A 21224-nucleotide genomic window follows, 5' to 3' on the forward strand; every position below is an offset into this window, starting at 1 on the left:
TTTTAGTTAAAGAAAGATCCGAACGAGTTTGATTCTTGGTTGAGAATCAAATACGCTCGGATCTTTTTATTTGTATGGTGAACGTAGGTTTCATGTATGTCGGTACTTCTAGCTGTTGATTGGAGCGCAAGCGACGAGAAGGCTCAGCGGCCGCCCGCGGAAAGCGAAGCCTTGCATGGAAATTAATCGCGGTGTTATAAGCAATCTACGAGCTATTTACCTCACTGATTTATCTTTAGATTAGATTGATGTAGTTATGTCTCACTCTCTCTTTTAGCTCTTTAATTTATCAAGTAGTAGTCGTAGTAGCAACTGCTGAAGTGCTCGCGATAATCGCTATCATAGCTGCTTGCTGAGCTTGAATAATCGTTTCAATCGTTGTATAGATGCCTGTTTCGACCAGTCTGGAATCCTTCAGTTTTTCACTGATAACCAAGTTAACCGCCATCATAACATTGACGTCTTTCTGCCATTTAAAAAGTTTGTCTGCGTTTAGCTGTTTCACTACTTCATGGATAATTTCAATTTCAGTTTCCGGTTTTTCAAACAGTGCTAATAAGCCAATGACGGGGTAATGCATCGCTTTTACTTTCATACCTGTGGATTCACAGGCTTCTTTTACTGATACGCATCTTTCAATAAGGGTATCTCCATGTAAGTTTTTATCGATTGAAAGAATATGACTTAAAAATTGAAGGTCATTTCCTTTTTTAAATCCATGCTGCGCCAATGTCGTATAGAAGTGTTCAATTTCATGCATGAGATCATCAGTAGACTCGCTCGTTTCAGCTAATAGCACAGCAAGAGGTACATCACCGCTGGATGTGAGGAAGAGATGCTTTTTTTTCATACCTTGATAAATCTCTACGGATCTTCGGACCATTTCTTTATGACTTCGACTTGACTCATTCGACAGCATAGCCGAAGCCGCAATATACGTAAACGCGCCTCTCGTAAATCCGCCTTCTACCAATTGGTCATATACATCAAGAAACTCATGAAACGTTTCTTTTGGGTTCTCATAGCGAGTATCTAGCATGGCTGCGATCGTAAATCGCTGCGATGATTTTAAGGTAGAAAACATCCCTACTTGATTTTTAATATAGTCGCTTAACTCGAGATAATCCTGAAGCTTGAGCGGTTTACCTTTCACTGCATACATAGAAGCGATAGCCATAAACTGCTTGTGATCTCCTACTTTCCATTTCAGTTCATTTTTTAAGCTGATATAAAAATCTCTATACTGATTTATTTTTTGTTGAATATTCTCTGGCACCATCTTAACACGTCCTTTATTAGGTGTTAGCTTATATACGTAACACTTCAACAAAAGTTTCAATATTTGGTAAATATCCTGCCGCATTTATTGCAAAAAAAAGACCCCGGAATATTCCGAGGTCTTTTTTGCTCAGTTCTATTTATTAACCTCTTCCCGCTTGGAAAGAAGGATATTTTGTCATACCACCATCAGCAAATAATGTAATGCCAGTTACATAGCTTGCTTGTGATGATGCTAAGAACGCTGCAACTGACGCGATTTCTTCTGGGTTACCGATGTAGCCCATTGGAATCATGCTTTCTACGTCTGCACGCTGTTCTGGATCAGCGAATTTTTCAGCGTTAATTGGTGTATCAATTGCACCAGGTCCAATGTTATTCACACGGATACCTTTTGGCGCATATTCAAGAGCCAATGTTTCCGTCATTAGCTTCATACCGCCTTTACTTGCTGCATAGTGAACAAATAACGGCCAAGGAATCATTTCGTGAACGCTAGACATGTTAATAACGTTACCTTTGATATCATTTTCAACAAAATATTTGATTGCTTCACGGCTTCCTAAGAATGCACCTGTTAAGTTTGTATCGATCACTTGATTCCAGTTTTCTAATGATAATTCATGAGAAGGAACTGGGTTTTCAACGCCTGCATTGTTAATCATAACGTCTAACGTACCAAACTCTTTAACAGCTGTTTCTACAAGATTCACAACGTCTTCTTCTTTTGTTACGTCGCCTCGAACAATAATTGCTTGTCCGCCAGCTTGTTCAATTTCTTTTTTTACTTCTAGCGCTTCCTCTTCATTGCTGCGGTAGTTTACGACTACTTTTGACTGCTCTTGACCAAAACGAACGGCCATTGCGCGACCCAATCCTTTTGATCCGCCTGTTACAACTACTACTTTATCTTTTAAATCTGTATACATCTTGAAGTCCTCCTACTTTTCCTGCGTGATATGTCTTGTTATACTGTACTAATTACAGATACAGTTTAAGTTTTAAAAAAGAGAATAAACATTTTTCTATCTCTTTTTTCTCAAACTGTCATTCATTTAAAAAGCAACAAATTCACTTTTGTTTCTTTTCGTTACTTATCGTAACTAAGAGAGATAAAGTAGTCAAACTTTTTGTTTGTTCATTTTTATCATTTCTTTTTTCCTTACTCTCTTTATAGTTGTCTATTCCCTTGAGAATGAGTCTTCACACTTCCAATTAGCACCACTTCAAAAGATTAAACTTTTTCCCTTGCAATTCTTAAATCAATGTATTATATTGTTGATGTATCAATTATTGATATGTCAAACAATTGTCCACAATCAAATATATGGAAATGACAATAAATACGTTTAACGCCTAAAAAGAAAGGAATAATGACTATGACTATAAAAGACTTTAACGAAATTGCTTTAAAACGTCGTTCAATTAAAAAATATGATCCCTCAGTAAAAATCAGCCGTGAGGAAATGGAAGAAATTCTTACAGAAGCTATGCGCGCTCCTTCTTCTGTTAATATGCAGCCTTGGCGCTTTGTTGTGATTGAAACACCCGAAGGAAAAGAAAAGCTAGCTGAACTTGCAAAATTCAACAGTGAACAAGTTAACACATCTTCAGCTGTTATTGCCGTGTTTGGTGACATGAACAACGTCGAATATGCAGACGAAATTTTCGGCAAAGCCGTTGAGCTTGGCTATATGCCTCAAGATATTAAAGAACAGCAGCTAAATTTCTTTAAGCCGATTTACGAAAACATGCCAAAAGCAGATATGAAAGACATCGTGCTGATCGATTCAGGTCTTGTATCTATGCAGCTTATGCTTGTTGCTCGTGCTCACGGGTATGATACAAATCCAATCGGCGGATACGAAAAACACTTAATCGCAGAAGCATTCGGTTTAGATAAAGAGCGTTATCTTCCAATTATGCTTATCTCAATCGGAAAAGCAGCAAGCGAAGGTCATGCTTCTTACCGTTTACCGGTCAATACGGTTACGACTTGGAAATAAGCAGCTAGTTCTATTCAATAAGTAAAGAGCTAAAAATGTGAAGTAAAAGGAGACTTTCTGATGAATAACTATCAAGAACTTACAAAAAAACAGCTTTCATTCTTCAACAGCGGTAAAACAAAAGACGTTGCGTTCCGTATCGAAACGCTAAAAAAATTAAGAGAACTTGTGGTGCGTCATGAAGAGGACATTTTAAAAGCAGTAAAAGCTGACCTTAACAAACCAGAAATGGAAGCAAAACGTGCAGAAGTTGGTCTTGTGCTAAGCGAAATCGACTTTGCAGTTGAGAATCTTGCAGAATGGGCAGCGCCAAAAGAAGTAGAAACACCCTCTACTCACGCCGGAGCAAAAAGCTATATTTATCAAGATCCATACGGTTTAGCTCTAGTAATTGCACCTTGGAACTATCCGTTCCAGCTTGCTGTATCACCGGTAGTAGGCGCGATTGCTGCAGGTAACTGCGTGGTGTTAAAGCCTTCTGAATTAACACCTCATACATCAAGCCTTCTTGCTAAGATGTTTAATGAAAACTTCCCTGAAGAATATATGACTGTAGTCGAAGGTGAAGTGGAAACAAGCACGGCTTTACTAAAAGAAAACTTTGATTACATCTTCTTTACAGGAAGTACAATGGTCGGCAAAATTGTAGCAGAAGCTGCAGCTAAACATTTAACGCCTGTTACGCTAGAACTAGGCGGAAAAAGTCCTACAATTGTACACGAAGATGCTAATATTGAAGAAGCAGCCAAACGCATTGCGCGCGGTAAATTTGCAAATGCTGGTCAAACTTGCGTAGCGCCAGACTACATTCTTGTTCAGCGAAATGTAAAAGACGAGCTGCTAGCTAACCTAAAAGAAGTCGTAACAAACACGTACGGCGAAGATGTTTCACAAAACCTAGACTTCCCTCACGTAGTGAGCGAAAAGCATTTTGATCGCCTTAGCAGCTTCCTAACAAACGGAGATATCGTTTTTGGAGGCAAAACGGATCGTTCTCGTCTGTTTATTGAACCAACTGTTCTTGACAACATCTCATGGGAAGACAATGTGATGCAAGATGAAATCTTTGGACCAATTCTTCCAGTCATCGTATACGATGAAATCTCAGAAGTAATCCAAGCAATCGTAAAACGTCCAAAACCATTGGCACTTTATCTTTTCTCTGAAGATGAAGCAGTTCAAGATCACATCTTAAACAGCGTGTCATTCGGCGGCGGCTCTATTAACGATACAATTAACCATATGACATCTCACTACCTTCCATTTGGCGGCGTTGGTGACAGCGGAATGGGTGCGTATCACGGAAAAGCAAGCTTTGATACATTTTCACATGCAAAAAGCATCTTAAAACGTTCAAATAAATAAAGAAAAAGCCGAAGTCAATGCCTGACTTCGGCTTTTTTACTCCTTCATTTGTTTGGCGATTTGTTCATACTGCTCTTCTTTTTTTGTAGAAACCGCTAAATCACAAAGAATATGTAAAAAATACTTTTTATCTTGAACAAATAAATACTCTTCTTCAAAGCCTTTAGAAATGTATACGGCAAACTGCCAAATGTCGTCGTAATAAGCCGGTCCAATGGCCTCAGCGAGATTTCCAAGCGTTTTGAGCAGTTCCATTGTAATGATAATATTCCGTCTTGCATAGTGCCGGATATTAGCAAATCCATCATATAAAAAGTCCTCAAACTTTTTGTCAGGGATCACCATTCGTATGATACCTTTATCGTCGACTAAGTAAGAAGAAAATTGACTAGCGTCACAAATTTCCCGAAGAATATCGCTAATTTGATGAATGGAGTTAACCGCTGTTTTGAAGTCATCATTTCCTAACGATTTAATCGCCATCTCTACAAACTTCGTAATAATATACGTCGTATCTTGAATATCAGTCTGAGATTTCCCTACATGGATATATTGGTGAAAGACGGTGCAATCCATTTCATCGTGCTCCGTCGAATCTCTATGCCAATAATAAAACAATACGGTTCCGCTGAGCACATAATCCCCTACTTCACGCTCCATTTTTATAACTAAATTATGCTCTTTGGCACAGTGAATCAATTGACTGTAGTTCAGCGTTTGAATATAGCCAGATGTTTGAATACATACCCGCTGTTTCTCTCCTTCTGGAAAGGAAAATTGTTCGCTATGACTAGACTGCGTTCGATGAATCTCCAGTTCCTCGCGAATCGTTGTCTTAATCGCTTTTATGGACGCTGTTTTCATTGATTGAGTCATATGATTTACTTGCAGCCACTTCACAGAGTGATTAATAAAGTAGACAAACGTGCCCGCACTAAAAACCGATAGCGCCGTCGTCACAAATGGAATTGCAAAATATCCGTCTACTTGTGAACTGTTTAAAAAAAGAAAGACAAAAAGTGTATACAAAAAACTCCCTATAAAAATGCCCAGAATTCGCTGAGTAGATTTAGAAGAAGCAAAGTTTTTTAACACGCGAGGAGAAAACTGAGCTGCAAACGATGTAAACACAACGAGCATTAAGTTGAAGGTAAACGTCGTAATCGATAGAATCCCGGGCATAATCGTACTCACTAACGTATTCGTTAAGTCCATGTTGATTGAAAAAAATGAAGGGACTTTCTCTCCTACTTTGCAATAATAGTCAAGAAACAGGGTGAGTGCAGCTAAAAGAACAGAAAAAAAAGCATAAATTAAGGGACTAAACCAGATTTGACTAGTTAACTCATCTTTAAAAGCACGAGGAGAAAGCTGTTTCCTTGCAGCTATCCATCTAAATGTATTCATATAAAACCTTCCTTTTTATTTGTAAATCTCTAACTTTTTTCTTAGTTCCCTTAATTTTTCTAATTATGCTTATATAATGGAAAAAATCTTTTTTTTAAGGTATAACTGTACAAAGAAAAAAACCGAACGAGATGGATTCTCAATCAAGAATCCATCTCGTTCGGATTTTCTTTCAACTAACCTAATTTTATCTCAGCCTCTTTTTACTCTTATCTTTTTACCAGCCTCGGCTCGCTCCGCCGCCTCCGGAGCTGCCGCCTCCCCCTCCGCGAGGACCGCTTCCACTGCCGCCACCTCCGCCGCCTCTTCCTCCAAACATCACAAGAAAGTTTAGTAGAAATTGTGTAATCGCTCCTTTAAAAAAGACGAAGTCAAGAATAAGCAAGCCCACAATAACAGCTGCGATCAGCAGCGTTTGAAGCGTTGTGAAATGAACGCCGCTATCGGAAGGCGGAGATGCTTTTGGCACTTTTTGTTCAAAATCTGTTCCTAAATCATACTCTTTTACGACTTGGTTATAGACAGCTTTGTATGTACTTTCTATCGCCGTATCGTATTTTCCATTTTTTAAGTTAGGAATAGCATAAGAATCTAAAATTTCTCCTGATTTGATATCGGTGATAGCTCCTTCTAATCCATATCCTACTTCGATTCGAATTTTCCGTTCTTTTTTAGCGAGCAAAATAAGAACGCCATTATTCAGCTTTTTATCACCGAGTTTGTACTTTCGAAACGCTTCATTCGCGTACTCTTCTACATCCGCATCACCTAATGAATTCACGGTAAGAATTGCTACTTGAGCTTTCGTTTCATCATCCAATTTTCTGCCCATTTGGTTTATTTCAGCTTTTTCCTGATCGTTTAATAGATGAGCAAAATCTTGAACGTAAATATCGCCTACCGGATTTGGAATATCAGGTGCAGCAAAAGCAACGCTTGCGGTATTACATAAAAGAGACAATAATAAAGCAAACGAAGCAAGAAATTTCATCACTTATCGCTCCCAAAATCAACTTTCGGCGCTTCTTTTTCTTCATTTGTTACTTCAAAATATGGCTTTTTTTCAAAGCCGAACGTACCCGCTAACATGCTTTTAGGAAATCTCTTAACCGATTTATTGTATTTTGCAACTTCATCGTTATAGTCTTTACGCGCTACAGCGAGTCGATTTTCTGTTCCTTCTAAACTATCCATTAAGCTTCTGAAGTTTTCATTCGCTTTTAAATCCGGATATTTTTCAACCACTACGAGCAGGCGGTTTAATGCACCGCTTAACTGTTGATTAGCATCAGCTTTATCTTCAGGAGTTTTAGCTCCCGCTAGCTGCGCTCTTGCCTGAGTGACTGAATCAATTGCTTCCTGTTCATGCTTAGCATAGCCTTTGACCGTTTCCACTAAGTTCGGAATTAAGTCAGATCTTCTTTTCAGTTGATTATCTATTTGGGAAAATTTATTATCTACATCTTCCTCTGCGCTAACGAGGCTGTTGTAAGAGCTCACTCCGTAAATCACAACAAGCACTAACACAATGATCGTAGCGATCAAACCTTTGTTTTTCAATGTACTACCTCTTTTCTTCATCAAAATTATGTATCTACTTACTAGTACTAATCATACCCTCAAAAGATTCATTTTTTACCAATTTTATTTATGTTAAACGTATAAGTAAGATCTCTCCTAACAATCAATTCCTCTATAAGGTGAAACACTTTTCTCTACCTAGTCTTTCTATCAATTAGCACATGTAACCCTTCTCGATTTTATCTTGTTTCACAACAGAAAAAAGGAATACCTCTTGGGTATTCCTTTTTTTTTGCTTAAGACCATCCTTCAATCTTGAATGCCACTCGGTGAAATTCAGGAACCGTTACAAATTGATAGTCGTTCTTTATTAAATACTTAATAAGTTTCGGCAATGAAGTAACAATTTGGTCTCGCGCTCCGCTGCCGTATCGATCCCCATCGTGCATGACAATAAGATTCTTTTCTTGTAGATTTTTAATCGTATGTTTGTATATGGCCAATGGATCTTCTTCACGCCAATCCTGGCTATCTACATTCCATAGAACAGACGTCATTCCCAATTCTTTAATAGCAGCAAGAGCTGGATCATTTATCGAACTGTAAGGTGGACGAAACAGCTTGGGAGAATAACCGATGATTTTCTCTATTTGAGCATTTGTAGAAGTGATTTCTTTCCACAATTCATGCTTAGAAAGAGTTGTAATATCAGGATGACTCCACGTATGATTTCCAATTACGTGCTTTTCTCTATGAATACGTTGGATCAGCTTTGGAAATCTTTCTACTTCCGAACCAACGACAAAAAAGGTCGCACGTACATTATATCTTTTTAAAATTTTTAAAATGGCAACTGTGTAAGCTGAGGGTCCATCATCAAACGTTAACGCAACGTACTTTGGTGAATTTTGATTCATGTTTTCTCCCCTTGTATAAAATAGATATAGAAATAAACCCCTCAATTTGTGGGTGTAAGCTGAGGGGCTTTTACGACGAGACAATTTTTAAGAGATGATGTTATATCTTTTTCTGCATGTAATAGCGCTATAGGTAATAGATTTGTTCAAAAGAACTCGCCAAGTAGTCAAATCCACGAGGGCGCAGTGTTTCGAACTGCTGAATAATTTTTATTCTTTCATCTGATCCTCCTGGGAGATCGTAAAGTTTCGTCACGGGCTGTCCACTATTTAAATATTCAATGATTCTAAACAGCATGACGCGAAAAGCATGTTTAAATTCCTTATATTCATCAGGAAAACGCTGCTCCAGCGCTTTATATTCAACTAATGTTTTATGCATATGCATAAACGGAAGCTCTTTCCATTCGAGAGATAGAATAAGAACGTCTATATTCGGATGTTTTTTCACAAAACGATAGTGATTGCCCCACTGTTCTTTCACTTTTCGCTTCGATATCCCATGTTCCTGATGATAAGCAACTGTTGAAGGATCTAAAACAAATTGTGCACCATTTTTATATAAACGATATCCAAGCTCCCAGTCTTCTGCCCCGTAGCCAACAAACGTTTCATCAAAAAGACCAGATTTTTTTAAGTTCCCTTTTCGTACTGATACATTTCCACTTAAAAATGCAATATAAGGTAGCGTAAATCCTTCAAGTCGCTCTCCGAAATGTTTTAGCCCGCTGTTAAGGAAATAGCGATTAGGAAATGATAAACGTTGAAAACGGTTTGTATCAATGTCTTCTTTTGTTACAAGAGGATAAGGAACGTTTGAATGCTGCCTCGTCTGTTCATAGTTTTCATACAATCTTCTATACTCAGGATCACTGCCTACTAGTTCTTTTAAGTGGGCCACTTGATCTTCATTATAGTCTGGCATAATAAATGTGTAGACTCCTTCATAATGCATAGCTCCGGTAACGACAAGATTGGATTTATGCATATGATGTTTATAGTGATTTTCAACAAAAGCAGGAGGCGCCAGCATCTCTCCGTCTAAAAAGATTAAAACCTCTCCTTCAGCATGGTTAATTCCTATATTGCGCACAGATGAGCGCCCTTTATTTTTTTTCATGCGAATATATTTAAATTTAAAAGGGACATCAGCTTCTTTTACAATGTTAGGTGTGTTGTCAGAAGAAGCGTCATCCACTAGAATGACTTCATACTGAGCGTGGGGAAACGTTTGTTTGGATAAACCGTAAAGCGAAAGAGAGGTTTGGTGGTATTTATTATAAGTAGGCATAATAATACTCACTTTAATAGGTTGTTTATGATTATTTTTTATACTCATACTATATAATGAATGGTCTGCTTTATTTATTTTATTTTTGGTCTCTTTTAAGGGATTTGGACTCTTTTTTTTCTTTTTAATATAGTATTTTCCATCGGAACGGTTGTAATAGGAATCATACAAGTCTATTTTAATCATCCTTTCTTTGTTTTTCCTCTATATACTATTCAATAAATGACGGGGTGCTTGTACAATATATATTTTTTTTTTAGAAAAGGCGTATATAACAGATTCGGGAACTTTGGTAGATCATTCTATTGAATTAGAAACATATTCTCTTATCATAAATAAGTGTTCTACTTCTCAGCATAAAAAAGCTGCTTACAACTTCATGTGTTATAAGCAGCTCCCTTTTATAGCTGATTTCCATATACCCCGTCAATATTCGCAACAGCCGTTTGATCAAATATATCTGCATCCATATTTGTATTTTTCATTCGCGCACAAGCAGCTGAAACGTCTCCATAGGTTGAGTTGATTCCAACAGATTTAACATCCGCTGTGTGTCCGTTGTGAAGAACTTCTCCAAAATTCATCGATCCGTTTCTTGCCATACCATTAATTCTCGTGTTACAGATGTTAATAACTCCTGCCATGACCATACCACCTTTTCTTAAAGAGAATTCGTACATCGTATGTTGTGACAAGCCTATGTGTGAAAAGTTTTTATAAAACAAAAAGCAAGGTACAAACATTAGTGAATTTATTCATTTCACCCTGCTTCACCCAAAGTTTCCACATGTTTTTACGCTTTTTCTGTTACAATAAATGCATAAGTTATTTTTCATCCATATTGTTTGAAGGAGGATACGTGATATGGACGAACCAAAAGATATTCAACCTAAAGTAGAAAAAAGTTTCGAACTGATTGGCAAGAAGTGGACAGGATTAATCATTTATGTGCTGATGAGCGGTCCTAAACGCTTTAGTGAATTAAATGAAAGTATACCAGCCTTAAGCAGAAGGCTGTTGACAGAACGGATTAAAGAGCTTGAAGACCACGGAATTGTTGTCCGAAATGTCATTCCGGACCGCCCTATTCGTTCTGAATATTCGCTGACTCAAAAAGGAACAGAGTTAGGTAAAATATTAGGACCGATTAGTCAGTGGGCAGAAAGCTGGGTCCAAGATTAATAAAACTACTCCATAGAAAGGATGAGCATCATGGCAAATGTTCTCTATATTACTGCACACCCTTTAGCTGAAGACGAATCGCTTAGCATGGCTGTAGGGAAAGAATTTATTGACGTGTATAAGCAAACACATCCAGAAGATGATGTGGTTCATTTAGATTTATATCAAGCAGATATTCCATACTTAGATGCAGACGTATTTAACGGATGGAAAAAGCTTCGTTCTCACTCTTCCATCCAAGATCTATCAACGGATGAACGATTAAAAGTAGGACGATTAGCTGAGTTAGGCGGACAGTTCGTACTCGCTGACAAATATATTTTTGTTACGCCAATGTGGAATTTTTCCGTTCCTGCGATTATGAAAACGTATATTGATGCGATTACCGTGTCAGGTAAAACCTTTACATATACAAAAGAAGGCGCTCAAGGCTTACTGAAAGGAAAAAAAGCGCTTCACATCCAATCCCGTGGAGACGTGTATTCAGAAGGCCCTGAAATGGCAAGAGAAATGGGACATCGCTATTTAGAGATTATGATGGACTTCTTTGGCATCGAAGCGTTTGAAAGCATTATTATTGAAGGCCAAGTAAAGTTTCCGGATCAAGTTCCGCAAATCAAAGAAGACGCCATCCAAAAAGCGCATTCTATGGCCAAAACGTTTTAAACTCAAGAAGAATCAAAAAGACCTCGAAGCAGATCGAGGTCTTTTTCTTTACTGTTCCCTCCCTTATATTTCCCTTGAAATAATTATACCTTCCTGCTCGTTTCACGCTGAAAATAGGTTGAAAGAAAAGATGAAACGCTGTTATTTTCTGTTACTATTCATAACGTACGTAACAAAAATATATAATTTCCCTTTCTCATTTTTTAATTATTTATCTTCAAAAAAGATATTTCTTCTAAAAGAATCGCGTTCAAACCACGCTTCAAAACGAAATAAACCCTTGTTTTTAAAGGGGTTATCCGTAAAACCCCAAAGCGTAACATCCTAAAAAAAGTTTGTGAACATGATAAAACCCAATAAAAAACCTTTGACTAAATTTGTTACGTAAGTTACTATTAATAACGTAGTAGATGTTTTCGAACATATTATCTTTAATTCATGAAACAACATTTATATATTGAAGACAGAAAGGTGAAAAGAATTATGGCAAAAGTATTATATATTACAGCAAACCCTAACGATGCTACGCAATCATTCAGTATGGCTGCGGGAGATGCATTTATTAATGAGTATAAAGAAGTAAACCCAGCGGATGAGATTGTTCACGTTAACTTATATCAAGAGCACATCCCTCACATCGACGGTGATGTATTCAGCGGATGGGGAAAACTTGGAAGCGGCGCAGAATTTGATGCACTTACTTCTGAAGAACAGCGCAAAGTTGCTCGCTTAAACGAGTTAAGTGACCAATTTGCTCAAGCGGACAAATATGTATTTGTTACACCAATGTGGAACTTCTCATTCCCTCCAGTGATGAAAGCATACTTAGATGCTGTAGCAGTAGCTGGAAAATCATTTAAATATACAGCAGAAGGTTCTGTAGGTCTATTAACAGATAAAAAAGCGTATCATATTCAAGCAAACGGCGGTATCTACTCTCGCGGCCCTGCTGGTGAACTAGAAATGGGTCACCGCTATATGCGCATTATGATGAACTTCTTCGGGGTTCCTTCTATCGGAAGCCTATTTGTAGAAGGACAGGCTGCAATGCCAGATAAAGCGCAAGAAATTAAAGAAGACGGTATTGCTCGCGCTAAAGAAGCTGCACGTACGTTCTAATAAAAAAGTAAGCACACAAAAAAGGAACATCTCCCCATGTTCCTTTTTTGTGCTTATAATTATATCTTTGCTTCCCGGCGCAGCAGCGAATAAACATATGTATCAAACGGGATATTGTTTTGGTACAGGTACTCTCTTAACGTCCCTTCTTTTTTAAATCCTACTTTGCTTAACAAGGAGATAGATCCACTATTTTGCGTAAATACAATCGCTCCTATACGATTGTATTGAAGTTCGTTGAAGCCATAAGAAATCGCTTCATGAACGGCTTCCGTTGCGTATCCTTTGTTCCAATACTCCGGAAAAAGAGCATAGCTTATATTTGCTTTTTTATGCTCTGAAGACCACTCTTGAAATCCTATTGTGCCAATCAGCTTTTCGTTTTCTTTTAGCTGAATCCCCCATTTAATCAACTGCTTTTCTTCGTAGCCTTTGGAAAAATTCTTAATGATCTCCTTCACTTGGTGGATCGATTCTAAAGATTTTTGCCCGTAATAGCGCAGTACCTCTTCATCAGAAAAGCATTCTAAAATCTCACCCGCATCATTTTCTACAATTTTTCTTAATATCAGCCGTTTTGTCTCTAATTCCGGAAACATTTTCTTCCCTCTTTTCTGCGCAGCTTATCTATCTACGGTAAACCACCATACTATTCTCCTCTCAACTAGCAATATCCTGCTAAAACCTCACCCGGGAGGACTCATTTCCTATCCAAATAGTCGATTTACAGCAGAGATAGTGGTATTTTATATAGTGGGCATAAGTTGCTTTTTATCAACACAGAGGCGGTGAACGCAGAAATGAACCAAGATAAAGAATTGCTGTCCACGATACACGCTCTTCAAAAAGAGCTGCAGCAAGAAAAAGAAAATCGAGCGTATATGCAAAAAGATATGGACGAACTAAGAAGCGCTTTATTACAATCAGAACAAGTAAAACAAAACTTAATTGATCAGTTAGAAAAGAAAGTGGATTTGATTTTAACGTTGATTCAAAAAGGAGACGCATAAAGGAATGGATTTTTTTAAAAACAGCAAAATACTATACACCATTGTAGCACTTGTGATTGCCCTCATCGCTGTATTTACCAACAACTCGCCTATTTCCCTCATTCAGCAGCATGAAAACTCAAACAGCACGTCGAGCAGTACGTCGGACACTACATCAAGCAACGAATGCTCAGCTGAGACTCAAAGCGATAGGTTATTTACCGGCAAAGAACTTGTCTTACAAGAAGGAAATGATAAATACGGATATTGCCACATTGTCGCGCATATGCAAAAACCAGGCGTTGACAATTACCAAGGTAAAAGTCAGTTCAGCAAGTATTTAAATGAAAAACAAGCGATGTCTATTGCTGAAGAAGTCATCAACGAAGGTGAAGACGGCACCAACAATAAATCTGGCAACTACGTTAAAGAAAAGTATATTAGTTCTTTAAACCAAGAAGTTAGAGTTGTGTATACCGACTACAGAGGCAAAGACTACGACTACAGCGTAACGACCATGTATCCAATTGGTCATTAATAATAATGCAGTGAATAAAAGCAGGCGCATGCCTGCTTTTTTTTGATTTTACCTCTATTTATAATTTACACCTTTAAAAAAGTCTCTTTAAATTTTCAGTAGCACTTTTACCTCTTGGACATATTCTGAATATAAAAAAGAAACAGCCCCTTGCTTCTTTTTTAGAAAGAGGTTAAAAAATGAGTAACAAGTACAGAGTCAGAAAAAACGTATTACATCTTACAGACACCGAAAAAAGAGATTTTATTCGTGCCGTGCTAATACTAAAGGAAAAAGGAATATATGACCGCTATATAGCCTGGCATGGTGCAGCAGGTAAATTTCATACGCCTCCGGGCAGCGATCGAAATGCAGCACATATGAGCTCTGCTTTTTTGCCGTGGCATCGTGAATACCTTTTGCGATTCGAACGTGACCTCCAGTCGATCAATCCAGAAGTAACCCTTCCTTATTGGGAATGGGAAACGGATGCACAGCTGCAGGATCCATCACAATCACCAATTTGGAGCGCAGGTTTTATGGGAGGAAACGGAAATCCCAAAAAGGATTTTATCGTCGATACCGGGCCATTTGCAGCTGGGCGCTGGACGACAATCGATGAACAAGGAAATCCTTCCGGAGGGCTAAAACGTAATTTTGGAGCAACGAAAGAGGCACCTACACTCCCTACTCGAGATGATGTTCTCAATGCTTTAAAAATAACTCAATATGACACGCCGCCTTGGGATATGACCAGCCAAAACAGCTTTCGTAATCAGCTTGAAGGATTTATTAACGGGCCGCAGCTTCACAATCGCGTACACCGTTGGGTTGGCGGACAGATGGGCGTTGTCCCTACTGCTCCGAATGATCCTGTCTTCTTTTTACACCACGCAAATGTGGATCGTATTTGGGCTGTATGGCAAATTGTTCATCGCAATCAAAACTATCAGCCGATGAAAAACGGGCCATTTGGTCAAAACTTTAGAGATCCGATGTATCCTTGGAATACAACCCCTGAAGACGTTATGAACCATCGAAAGCTTGGGTACGTATACGATATAGAATTAAGAAAATCAAAACGTTCATCATAACCACTCTAGAAACAGCGGTACGCAGTCAAAAACAGGTAAACCCCTTCCCTTCTGACATAACTTATAAGGCCACAAGCACCGTAAAACTCACTGCTTCATTTCCATTCACCATAAAATATAGTTAATTAACCATAATTGGGCTGTGAATAAGCTTCATATGAGGACCTTGGAACATATGAATAAGTTATCAAAGCTTTATAAAAGTTTTATAAATGAAGGGAAGATATCAAAATGCATAATAACGTAAACGCACCTTTTAGTTCTAATGAAAATATGCCGTTCTCACCTGCTATGGCTCACCACGGCTACGCTGCTCCTGCTTATGACCATATGATTCCACACTGCGGATACACAATGCCGGACTATGGATATATGGAATGTGGATATAGCGTTCCTTGCCACAGAGGTAGTGGTTTTGCCATTATCATCGTACTGTTTATTTTACTCATTATCATTGGTGCATGTGGTTTCAATTTCTGCCACGATGAGTGTTAACCCAAAAAACTCCAGTATAAACACTGGAGTTTTTTCATGTCTTAATCGCTGCAAACCTTATAGTGTTTCGTCCAAATCTAGAGGTCTCAGCTTCTCTTCAATTTCTTTGCGCTTCGGCTCTAAAAATGGCGGCAGCGCTAATGTTTGACCCATTGTTTCAAGCGGTTCATCGGTCGCAAATCCAGGTGTGTCCGTTGATAATTCAAATAAAATGCCGTTTGGTTCTCTGAAGTAAAGTGCTTTGAAATAGTATCGTTCTACTTTACCAGAATTCGGCAGACTGTTTTCATCTAATCGACTTGCCCACTTATTGTATTCTTCTTCATTTGGAACACGGAAGGCAACGTGATGAACGCCACCGCGCCCTAAGCGAACTTTCGGCAAATCGGGTCTCGTTTCAATATGAACTTCGGCTCCGCTTCCGCCTTCACCTGTTGCATAAACCAAAATATCTCTATGATCTCCTGCAAGAGATGGATAAGAATCCACGTAGCGAAATCCCATAATGTTTGTTAGTACGTCAACAGTTGGTTCTGCCGTGCCCACCGTTAGCGTGACAGGTCCTAAACCGATAATCGCATGTTCTAACGGAATGTCTTCACGCTTCCACGGCACGCCTGCTCTTACCCCTTTTTCGCCGTTATCCGCGACAAGAAGCAAACGTGTACCTTCATAATCTTTAAATGCTAACGTATCACGATTAGCTCGTTTAGCTATTTCTTCATATTCCACTCCGTACTGTTCGAAGCGCTCTTTCCAAAAGTGTAAAGAATCCGTACTTTTAACGCGAAGCGACACAGTCGAAATGTCAGATGCACCTTGATGCGTTCTTGCAAGCCCCGGAATATCAAAAAACGTTACTTCCGTTCCTGGCGTCCCTTCTCCATCTGCATAAAACAAGTGGTAAGACTGCGTGTTATCTTGATTCACCGTTTTTTTTACTAATCGCATGCCTAAAACTTTGGTGAAAAACTGATAGTTTTTCTCCGCTTTCCCCGTCAAAATAGATACATGATGCAACCCTAACAATTCCATCTGCTCCGCCTCTTTTCATAATATATAAATTTTTTAACTTTCACTAAAATTATCTTTAATTTAATTATCTTTAATTAAAGATAATTTTAAAGGATGTACAGCCAGTTTGTCAATAACAAGAAAATTACTGTGGACATAAAAAAAGAAACTAAAAACATATTCAGTTTCTTTTTGGATTTAAACTAACGAATAGATCACTTTTTCAACCAGCGCTTATTTTTTAAGCGCACGCTGCACATTTTGTTTCATCAGCTCCGCAATTTTCGTTTCATTTTCACGAGACTTCTGCTCTAATTTTTCTATAACTAGCTGCTGTCTCTCTGCTGAATGATTTTGACTTATCTTTTGTTTGCCTTCCATTTTAGTGATATCGATTTTAAATCCAACGATTCCTTTACTTAAACCATTCATATAAGCAGGATCAACGTCATTTAGTGTATATGTACTGCTCGGACTTTCATATTTCTCCACCATCTTCCTCAGCAGCCCAAGCAGTTCTGCTGGTTCTTCAATCATTTTCATCGTTCCATACACGTGAACAGCTTCATAATTCCATGTTGGTACAGCTTGATTCGTTTCATACCAAGACGGTGAAACATAGCAGTGAGGCCCTTGAAACACAATCAAAATTTCTTGATTTTCAGCATCTTTCCACTGCTGATTCGGACGAGCAAAATGTCCGTATAAAGCTTTTTCTTTCCGGTTTAACATCAGGGGCAAATGAGTAGCATAAGGCTTTTCGTTATGATACGAAAACAAAGTGGCGAATCCATTATCTTCAATAAAATCATACATGATTTGTTCATCATTCACTTTAAAATACTTTGGAATATACATCGGCGCTTCTCCTTTATCTCTTATTTAGTAAAAGATATAATACTATACGCGTTTGCAACAGCGTCAGTTATGAACTTTTTATGGAGGTCAGCAAACATTTAACCATTTATGAATCGATTTTTTAAGAAGTTTATGCTACGCTGGTGCGATGTAAACCGCCGATTTTTTACATGTATTTATTTAGCACATGATGCAATTAGATAGCTGTCGGTTAAATAAAGCTCCAGGAACTCAAAAAAAGAAGAGCTTGTTTAAAACAGCTCATTTCTCACGTTTATCTATACAATTGAGGATTTCTTTCTCGTTTGATAGGTCCGCCTTTGGCTATATGCCACTCAATGACGCGGTCCGTCAAACGATCGTATACGTCGTCTTCTAAATACGGATCTTCTGCCGAAGTGAGCAAGGTGTGAACATCGGCTTTTATTTCGGCTAACATAGCTGAGCTGAATACGTCCGGGTCATTTAATACGTCTAGTATATATAGCACTAGCATCTCAAATCCGCCGTCCCAATTGGCATTTCCGTTGCCTTGAGCTTCACAGCGAAGCTTTTCAATGGCTCGGATGACCTCGCCTTCTACGATATCTGACTGCCCATTTCTCGGAACATAGTTTAACCATAGTTCTTTTGCTTCGTCAAAATATTTCATTCTCTACTCCTTTCTTGAGAACTTTATTCTTTTTTGTTTCTTTGATTCATCGTCGTTCCAAAAACAACGCCTAATGATGTCCCAATCGCAATACCAAACCCGATATTATCCATCAACATTCCAAGAGAAGCCCCCATTGCAACACCTAAACCTAATCCTACCCCTAGATAATCTGTCTTTTTCTTTTCTTCAGACAAAAAATCACTCCTTGTTGCTACTATTTTATTGATACCTTTTATACGTAAAAAACGCGCTAAAAGTTTCATAAAAATGGAAAAAAGCAGTTACTTTAACTGCTTTTTAGATAATTAGCTGATAAACGGCCTCTCCGAGCAGCAAAATCGACGTAAGCATGCAGATAAAACCGAATACATACATCGTTTTACGTGCAAATCGCTCAAACGATACGCCAAAGCATCCTTTAGCTATCCAGTACATGGGGATAAGAAGCCCTCTAATCCGAACCCGCTTCATTGATTCATCGGATAATGATCGAGATAAAGAAAGGATGATTAACCCGGTCATCATAGAAAAAACCGCTATCACTATGTTTAAAATAGAACTATCCATACGTTCCCTTCTTTTTCCTTTTTATACTTCCTATTTTAGCATAAAGGCCAGTTAAAATGGACGTGCAGAAAAATACAAACAACTCAACAGGGAAAGGTATCCAAACCTTAAGAAAAGGGCAATTTAAAAATAAAAAACTTTTCTTACTTAAAAAGGATGGATCACGTTGACAACCAATCAAAAAGAATATCTTGAAAAAATACATAGTATACAGGAAGATCTCTCCAAAACGTGGGCTGAATATTGGCATCACTACTCCACTCCAGGCTCTTGGCAGTTTTGGGTGACCTTGGGCGCTTTTATTTTACCTTTAGTCATTCTCTATTTTTTTATTGATCGAAAAAAAGCCTTTCACTTAGGGTTTTATGGATTTAACGTGCACGTTTGGTTTCACTATAGTGACACCGCTGGAGTTTATAACGGGCTGTGGACGTATCCTTACCAAATCAACACAATCATACCCGTAAGCTTTAGCCTAGATGCTTCGCTTATTCCTGTCTCTTTTATGCTTCTTTATCAATGGACAATCAACCATCATAAAAATTACTATTTATATGCAACGACTCTTTGTTTATTTTTTGCTTTTATTTTCAAACCGTTATTAACAGGGATTGGCTTTTTCCAGCTGCATGAATGGGCTACTTACGGTCATTTATTTGTATTTTATCTCGGTGTGATACTGCTATCAAAATGGATTACCAACCTGTTTCTTCATTTTGAAAAACAGAATTGAATACTTTGAGTGCATTTAAAAAAACGTAAGCCTCTTTAAAAAGACCTTACGTTTTTTGTAGTGGTTTTATTTACTCGCTGTCAGTTTCCTCAAAAGATAGCATGCTTGTTTCATCTCACAGTATCTCTTTTGTAAGCAGCCCATTTTGCTTGTGTAGATTTAGAACATGCTGCATCTAGCAATAATAAAACTTCTGTTACTAAGGAGAATCGCAATTTTCCTAAACTCTGCTTAAATTAGCGTTGTATAAGTCCATTAAACTGCTTAAATCATCTAACAACGGGCAGTGGCCTACACCTTTCATGATTTTCAACGTTGCATTTTCCCCTATGCCTTTTGCGATGTCAGATGCATCTCTTGTCGAAACCATCTTATCTTCATCTCCTTGAATAACCATAGTAGGAATCGTGATTTTTGCCACCTCTCCTGTCCCTTGAACAACACCATTAAAATCGTTTGAAATATTAAATCTCATGAGTGCGTAATTGATATCAATTAAGTTGCGCTGCTTGATCGTTCCTTCTAAATACTTTTCAAATTGATCAGCAGACGGCTTATTTTTTGTATATAAAAATTGACGCAGCATCATTTTTAAAAACCATGTGTTTTTTGTTTCTTTCGCGTTTTCTACCATTCTAAATGCTTCTTTTACTTCTTCTTTGGTTTGGATAAAATTGTTAGGGATAGGCAGTTCTAGAAACGTTCTTCTTGGAATGGGATAGCCTTTGATGTTGACGGAGCTTAATAGAATTAAATTTTTGGCATCGTTCGGATGATCAATCACATATTGCATAGCAACTGCTCCTCCTAATGACCACCCGCTTATTGTAAAAGCAGACAACTTTAAAGCATCCGCAAACAGTTTAACATCATCTGATAAGTCTTTTATTGTGTGGATAGGTGTATGATAAGTGGAGTCTCCAAACCCTCTCAAGTCGATGGCATAAGCTGTGATATGTTCTGGAAGTTCGTTCATTAACACGTCCCAGTTAAGGGAAGAATTCATGTTTCCGTGAATTAACAAAAGTACTTCTTTTCCGCCTTTTTTCATTCGGTAATTGATTATTTCTCCATTCGGTAACTCTACTTTTGCTTGTTCTAAAGCAGATATGGTCATCGCTATTTTCCTCTTTTCTTATATGATTAGAACGATAGCTAGCTTTAATTTTTACATACCCTATTTATCTAGAGTTAAGCAGTTCAAAAGAAGTTGTACAAACACTAAGATGATTGTGCGTCATTCTATTTGCTACAAAAGGCAGCCAAATACGCGATTTGGCTGCCTTTTTATAATGAAGAACTATACGAATGAGCAATAAGGCCATTACTTTTTCGGTGCGTCTAATGCTTGATAGGCAAGCTGATATTTCCCGCCTTCAGCCACTTCTGCATGGTACAGAGCTTTAAGAGCAAAGTTTTTTTCAAGGCTGTGCTCTTTCATCAGTCCATTCAGCTTACCTTGCAGTTCCTGATTGTCTTTAATGAGCTGCTTCATCTGTGATTTTAGATATTTCATGGTGTTTTCCGCTCCTTTCACTTGATAAACCTTC

General features: G+C 38.1%; 26 protein-coding genes. 10 read left to right on the forward strand and 16 right to left on the reverse strand.

Features of this window, described 5'->3' with window-relative positions; genetic code table 11:
- Positions 1–289: 289 nt before the first annotated feature.
- Both U9R83_RS16890 and gdh read right to left on the reverse strand, forming a co-directional pair.
- Positions 290–1279, reverse strand: coding sequence for a DUF4003 family protein (locus tag U9R83_RS16890; RefSeq protein WP_014459132.1), 990 nt, complete (start codon positions 1277–1279; stop codon positions 290–292).
- Between the two features lie 142 nt (positions 1280–1421).
- Positions 1422–2207 (reverse strand): glucose 1-dehydrogenase, encoded by a 786-nt coding sequence (gene gdh / locus U9R83_RS16895; RefSeq protein ID WP_013058068.1) that lies wholly within the window; start codon positions 2205–2207, stop codon positions 1422–1424.
- Between the two features lie 450 nt (positions 2208–2657).
- Here gdh and U9R83_RS16900 point away from each other — a divergent pair, with 450 nt between their 5' ends.
- Together U9R83_RS16900 and U9R83_RS16905 are read left to right on the forward strand one after the other, a co-directional pair.
- Positions 2658–3284, forward strand: a complete 627-nt coding sequence (locus U9R83_RS16900) for a nitroreductase family protein (RefSeq protein ID WP_014459131.1) — start codon at positions 2658–2660, stop codon at positions 3282–3284.
- Positions 3285–3344: 60 nt separating this feature from the next.
- The gene (locus U9R83_RS16905; RefSeq protein WP_243549566.1) at positions 3345–4649 is read left to right on the forward strand and encodes an aldehyde dehydrogenase; all 1305 of its coding nucleotides are present in this window, start codon (positions 3345–3347) and stop codon (positions 4647–4649) included.
- 36 nt (positions 4650–4685) lie between these two features.
- Here the strand turns inward: U9R83_RS16905 and U9R83_RS16910 are convergent, their stop codons facing one another.
- The 6 genes from U9R83_RS16910 to U9R83_RS16935 form a co-directional block, all read right to left on the reverse strand.
- On the reverse strand, positions 4686–6056 hold the full coding sequence (locus U9R83_RS16910; RefSeq protein ID WP_226701414.1) for a DUF2254 domain-containing protein: 1371 nt from the start codon (positions 6054–6056) through the stop codon (positions 4686–4688).
- A 217-nt stretch (positions 6057–6273) separates the two neighbouring features.
- Entirely contained in the window at positions 6274–7047 is a 774-nt protein-coding gene (locus tag U9R83_RS16915; protein ID WP_243549568.1) for a TPM domain-containing protein, read from the reverse strand.
- The gene (locus U9R83_RS16920) at positions 7047–7616 is read right to left on the reverse strand and encodes a LemA family protein (RefSeq protein ID WP_013058074.1); all 570 of its coding nucleotides are present in this window, start codon (positions 7614–7616) and stop codon (positions 7047–7049) included. Before U9R83_RS16920 ends, U9R83_RS16915 begins: the two co-directional genes overlap by 1 nt.
- A 257-nt stretch (positions 7617–7873) precedes the next feature.
- Entirely contained in the window at positions 7874–8494 is a 621-nt protein-coding gene (locus tag U9R83_RS16925; protein WP_115654445.1) for a polysaccharide deacetylase family protein, read from the reverse strand.
- Between the two features lie 127 nt (positions 8495–8621).
- Positions 8622–9971: a glycosyltransferase family 2 protein gene (locus U9R83_RS16930; RefSeq protein ID WP_014459124.1), complete on the reverse strand. Its 1350-nt coding sequence runs from the start codon at positions 9969–9971 to the stop codon at positions 8622–8624.
- 215 nt (positions 9972–10186) lie between these two features.
- Complete coding sequence (locus U9R83_RS16935) at positions 10187–10429, reverse strand: spore germination protein (protein WP_014459123.1); 243 nt, start codon at positions 10427–10429, stop codon at positions 10187–10189.
- A gap of 220 nt (positions 10430–10649) precedes the next feature.
- Between U9R83_RS16935 and U9R83_RS16940 the strand changes: the two genes are divergently transcribed.
- The 3 genes from U9R83_RS16940 to U9R83_RS16950 all read left to right on the forward strand — a co-directional run bounded on the left by U9R83_RS16940 (position 10650) and on the right by U9R83_RS16950 (position 12752).
- Entirely contained in the window at positions 10650–10967 is a 318-nt protein-coding gene (locus tag U9R83_RS16940) for a winged helix-turn-helix transcriptional regulator (RefSeq protein WP_013058076.1), read from the forward strand.
- 30 nt (positions 10968–10997) lie between these two features.
- The gene (locus U9R83_RS16945; RefSeq protein WP_014459122.1) at positions 10998–11633 is read left to right on the forward strand and encodes an FMN-dependent NADH-azoreductase; all 636 of its coding nucleotides are present in this window, start codon (positions 10998–11000) and stop codon (positions 11631–11633) included.
- A 483-nt stretch (positions 11634–12116) separates the two neighbouring features.
- Positions 12117–12752, forward strand: coding sequence for an FMN-dependent NADH-azoreductase (locus U9R83_RS16950; protein WP_243549570.1), 636 nt, complete (start codon positions 12117–12119; stop codon positions 12750–12752).
- A gap of 59 nt (positions 12753–12811) precedes the next feature.
- On the opposite strand, the gene U9R83_RS16955 is transcribed toward U9R83_RS16950, so the two are convergent.
- Entirely contained in the window at positions 12812–13351 is a 540-nt protein-coding gene (locus tag U9R83_RS16955) for a GNAT family N-acetyltransferase (protein ID WP_014459120.1), read from the reverse strand.
- A gap of 201 nt (positions 13352–13552) precedes the next feature.
- Between U9R83_RS16955 and U9R83_RS16960 the strand changes: the two genes are divergently transcribed.
- From U9R83_RS16960 to U9R83_RS16975, 4 genes are all read left to right on the forward strand, one after another.
- The gene (locus tag U9R83_RS16960; RefSeq protein ID WP_014459119.1) at positions 13553–13762 is read left to right on the forward strand and encodes a hypothetical protein; all 210 of its coding nucleotides are present in this window, start codon (positions 13553–13555) and stop codon (positions 13760–13762) included.
- Positions 13763–13766: 4 nt separating this feature from the next.
- A complete protein-coding gene (locus tag U9R83_RS16965) occupies positions 13767–14279 on the forward strand; it encodes a hypothetical protein (RefSeq protein WP_115654448.1) in 513 nt (170 codons plus the stop codon).
- Positions 14280–14458: 179 nt separating this feature from the next.
- Positions 14459–15352, forward strand: coding sequence for a tyrosinase family protein (locus tag U9R83_RS16970; RefSeq protein ID WP_243549572.1), 894 nt, complete (start codon positions 14459–14461; stop codon positions 15350–15352).
- Positions 15353–15583: 231 nt separating this feature from the next.
- Positions 15584–15847 (forward strand): YjcZ family sporulation protein, encoded by a 264-nt coding sequence (locus U9R83_RS16975; RefSeq protein WP_098112416.1) that lies wholly within the window; start codon positions 15584–15586, stop codon positions 15845–15847.
- Positions 15848–15904: 57 nt separating this feature from the next.
- Here the strand turns inward: U9R83_RS16975 and U9R83_RS16980 are convergent, their stop codons facing one another.
- The 5 genes from U9R83_RS16980 to U9R83_RS17000 form a co-directional block, all read right to left on the reverse strand.
- Positions 15905–16882, reverse strand: coding sequence for a ring-cleaving dioxygenase (locus U9R83_RS16980; RefSeq protein WP_243549574.1), 978 nt, complete (start codon positions 16880–16882; stop codon positions 15905–15907).
- A gap of 213 nt (positions 16883–17095) precedes the next feature.
- Complete coding sequence (locus tag U9R83_RS16985) at positions 17096–17719, reverse strand: FMN-binding negative transcriptional regulator (RefSeq protein WP_243549576.1); 624 nt, start codon at positions 17717–17719, stop codon at positions 17096–17098.
- 274 nt (positions 17720–17993) lie between these two features.
- Positions 17994–18371 (reverse strand): hypothetical protein, encoded by a 378-nt coding sequence (locus U9R83_RS16990; RefSeq protein ID WP_014459112.1) that lies wholly within the window; start codon positions 18369–18371, stop codon positions 17994–17996.
- Between the two features lie 23 nt (positions 18372–18394).
- On the reverse strand, positions 18395–18568 hold the full coding sequence (locus tag U9R83_RS16995) for a hypothetical protein (protein WP_167387325.1): 174 nt from the start codon (positions 18566–18568) through the stop codon (positions 18395–18397).
- Between the two features lie 103 nt (positions 18569–18671).
- On the reverse strand, positions 18672–18941 hold the full coding sequence (locus tag U9R83_RS17000; RefSeq protein ID WP_116741680.1) for a hypothetical protein: 270 nt from the start codon (positions 18939–18941) through the stop codon (positions 18672–18674).
- A 166-nt stretch (positions 18942–19107) separates the two neighbouring features.
- Here U9R83_RS17000 and U9R83_RS17005 point away from each other — a divergent pair, with 166 nt between their 5' ends.
- Positions 19108–19674: a CBO0543 family protein gene (locus tag U9R83_RS17005; protein WP_182421029.1), complete on the forward strand. Its 567-nt coding sequence runs from the start codon at positions 19108–19110 to the stop codon at positions 19672–19674.
- Positions 19675–19894: 220 nt separating this feature from the next.
- Here the strand turns inward: U9R83_RS17005 and phaZ are convergent, their stop codons facing one another.
- Positions 19895–20791 (reverse strand): intracellular short-chain-length polyhydroxyalkanoate depolymerase, encoded by an 897-nt coding sequence (phaZ, locus tag U9R83_RS17010; protein ID WP_328575334.1) that lies wholly within the window; start codon positions 20789–20791, stop codon positions 19895–19897.
- Between the two features lie 207 nt (positions 20792–20998).
- Complete coding sequence (locus U9R83_RS17015) at positions 20999–21190, reverse strand: hypothetical protein (RefSeq protein WP_013058089.1); 192 nt, start codon at positions 21188–21190, stop codon at positions 20999–21001.
- Between the last annotated feature and the right edge of the window lie 34 nt (positions 21191–21224).

Source organism: Priestia sp. LL-8 (assembly GCF_036227845.1).
In the GTDB taxonomy this organism is placed as follows: Bacteria; Bacillota; Bacilli; order Bacillales; family Bacillaceae_H; genus Priestia; species Priestia zanthoxyli.

Coding starts and splice junctions, on each gene's coding strand:
- U9R83_RS16890 (WP_014459132.1), bottom strand. CDS start 1,279: ATGGTGCCAGAGAATATTCAACAAAAAATAAATCAGTATAGAGATTTT.
- gdh (WP_013058068.1), bottom strand. CDS start 2,207: ATGTATACAGATTTAAAAGATAAAGTAGTAGTTGTAACAGGCGGATCA.
- U9R83_RS16900 (WP_014459131.1), top strand. CDS start 2,658: ATGACTATAAAAGACTTTAACGAAATTGCTTTAAAACGTCGTTCAATT.
- U9R83_RS16905 (WP_243549566.1), top strand. CDS start 3,345: ATGAATAACTATCAAGAACTTACAAAAAAACAGCTTTCATTCTTCAAC.
- U9R83_RS16910 (WP_226701414.1), bottom strand. CDS start 6,056: ATGAATACATTTAGATGGATAGCTGCAAGGAAACAGCTTTCTCCTCGT.
- U9R83_RS16915 (WP_243549568.1), bottom strand. CDS start 7,047: ATGAAATTTCTTGCTTCGTTTGCTTTATTATTGTCTCTTTTATGTAAT.
- U9R83_RS16925 (WP_115654445.1), bottom strand. CDS start 8,494: ATGAATCAAAATTCACCAAAGTACGTTGCGTTAACGTTTGATGATGGA.
- U9R83_RS16930 (WP_014459124.1), bottom strand. CDS start 9,971: ATGATTAAAATAGACTTGTATGATTCCTATTACAACCGTTCCGATGGA.
- U9R83_RS16935 (WP_014459123.1), bottom strand. CDS start 10,429: ATGGCAGGAGTTATTAACATCTGTAACACGAGAATTAATGGTATGGCA.
- U9R83_RS16940 (WP_013058076.1), top strand. CDS start 10,650: ATGGACGAACCAAAAGATATTCAACCTAAAGTAGAAAAAAGTTTCGAA.
- U9R83_RS16945 (WP_014459122.1), top strand. CDS start 10,998: ATGGCAAATGTTCTCTATATTACTGCACACCCTTTAGCTGAAGACGAA.
- U9R83_RS16950 (WP_243549570.1), top strand. CDS start 12,117: ATGGCAAAAGTATTATATATTACAGCAAACCCTAACGATGCTACGCAA.
- U9R83_RS16955 (WP_014459120.1), bottom strand. CDS start 13,351: ATGTTTCCGGAATTAGAGACAAAACGGCTGATATTAAGAAAAATTGTA.
- U9R83_RS16960 (WP_014459119.1), top strand. CDS start 13,553: ATGAACCAAGATAAAGAATTGCTGTCCACGATACACGCTCTTCAAAAA.
- U9R83_RS16965 (WP_115654448.1), top strand. CDS start 13,767: ATGGATTTTTTTAAAAACAGCAAAATACTATACACCATTGTAGCACTT.
- U9R83_RS16970 (WP_243549572.1), top strand. CDS start 14,459: ATGAGTAACAAGTACAGAGTCAGAAAAAACGTATTACATCTTACAGAC.
- U9R83_RS16975 (WP_098112416.1), top strand. CDS start 15,584: ATGCATAATAACGTAAACGCACCTTTTAGTTCTAATGAAAATATGCCG.
- U9R83_RS16980 (WP_243549574.1), bottom strand. CDS start 16,882: ATGGAATTGTTAGGGTTGCATCATGTATCTATTTTGACGGGGAAAGCG.
- U9R83_RS16985 (WP_243549576.1), bottom strand. CDS start 17,719: ATGTATATTCCAAAGTATTTTAAAGTGAATGATGAACAAATCATGTAT.
- U9R83_RS16990 (WP_014459112.1), bottom strand. CDS start 18,371: ATGAAATATTTTGACGAAGCAAAAGAACTATGGTTAAACTATGTTCCG.
- U9R83_RS17000 (WP_116741680.1), bottom strand. CDS start 18,941: ATGGATAGTTCTATTTTAAACATAGTGATAGCGGTTTTTTCTATGATG.
- phaZ (WP_328575334.1), bottom strand. CDS start 20,791: ATGACCATATCTGCTTTAGAACAAGCAAAAGTAGAGTTACCGAATGGA.
- U9R83_RS17015 (WP_013058089.1), bottom strand. CDS start 21,190: ATGAAATATCTAAAATCACAGATGAAGCAGCTCATTAAAGACAATCAG.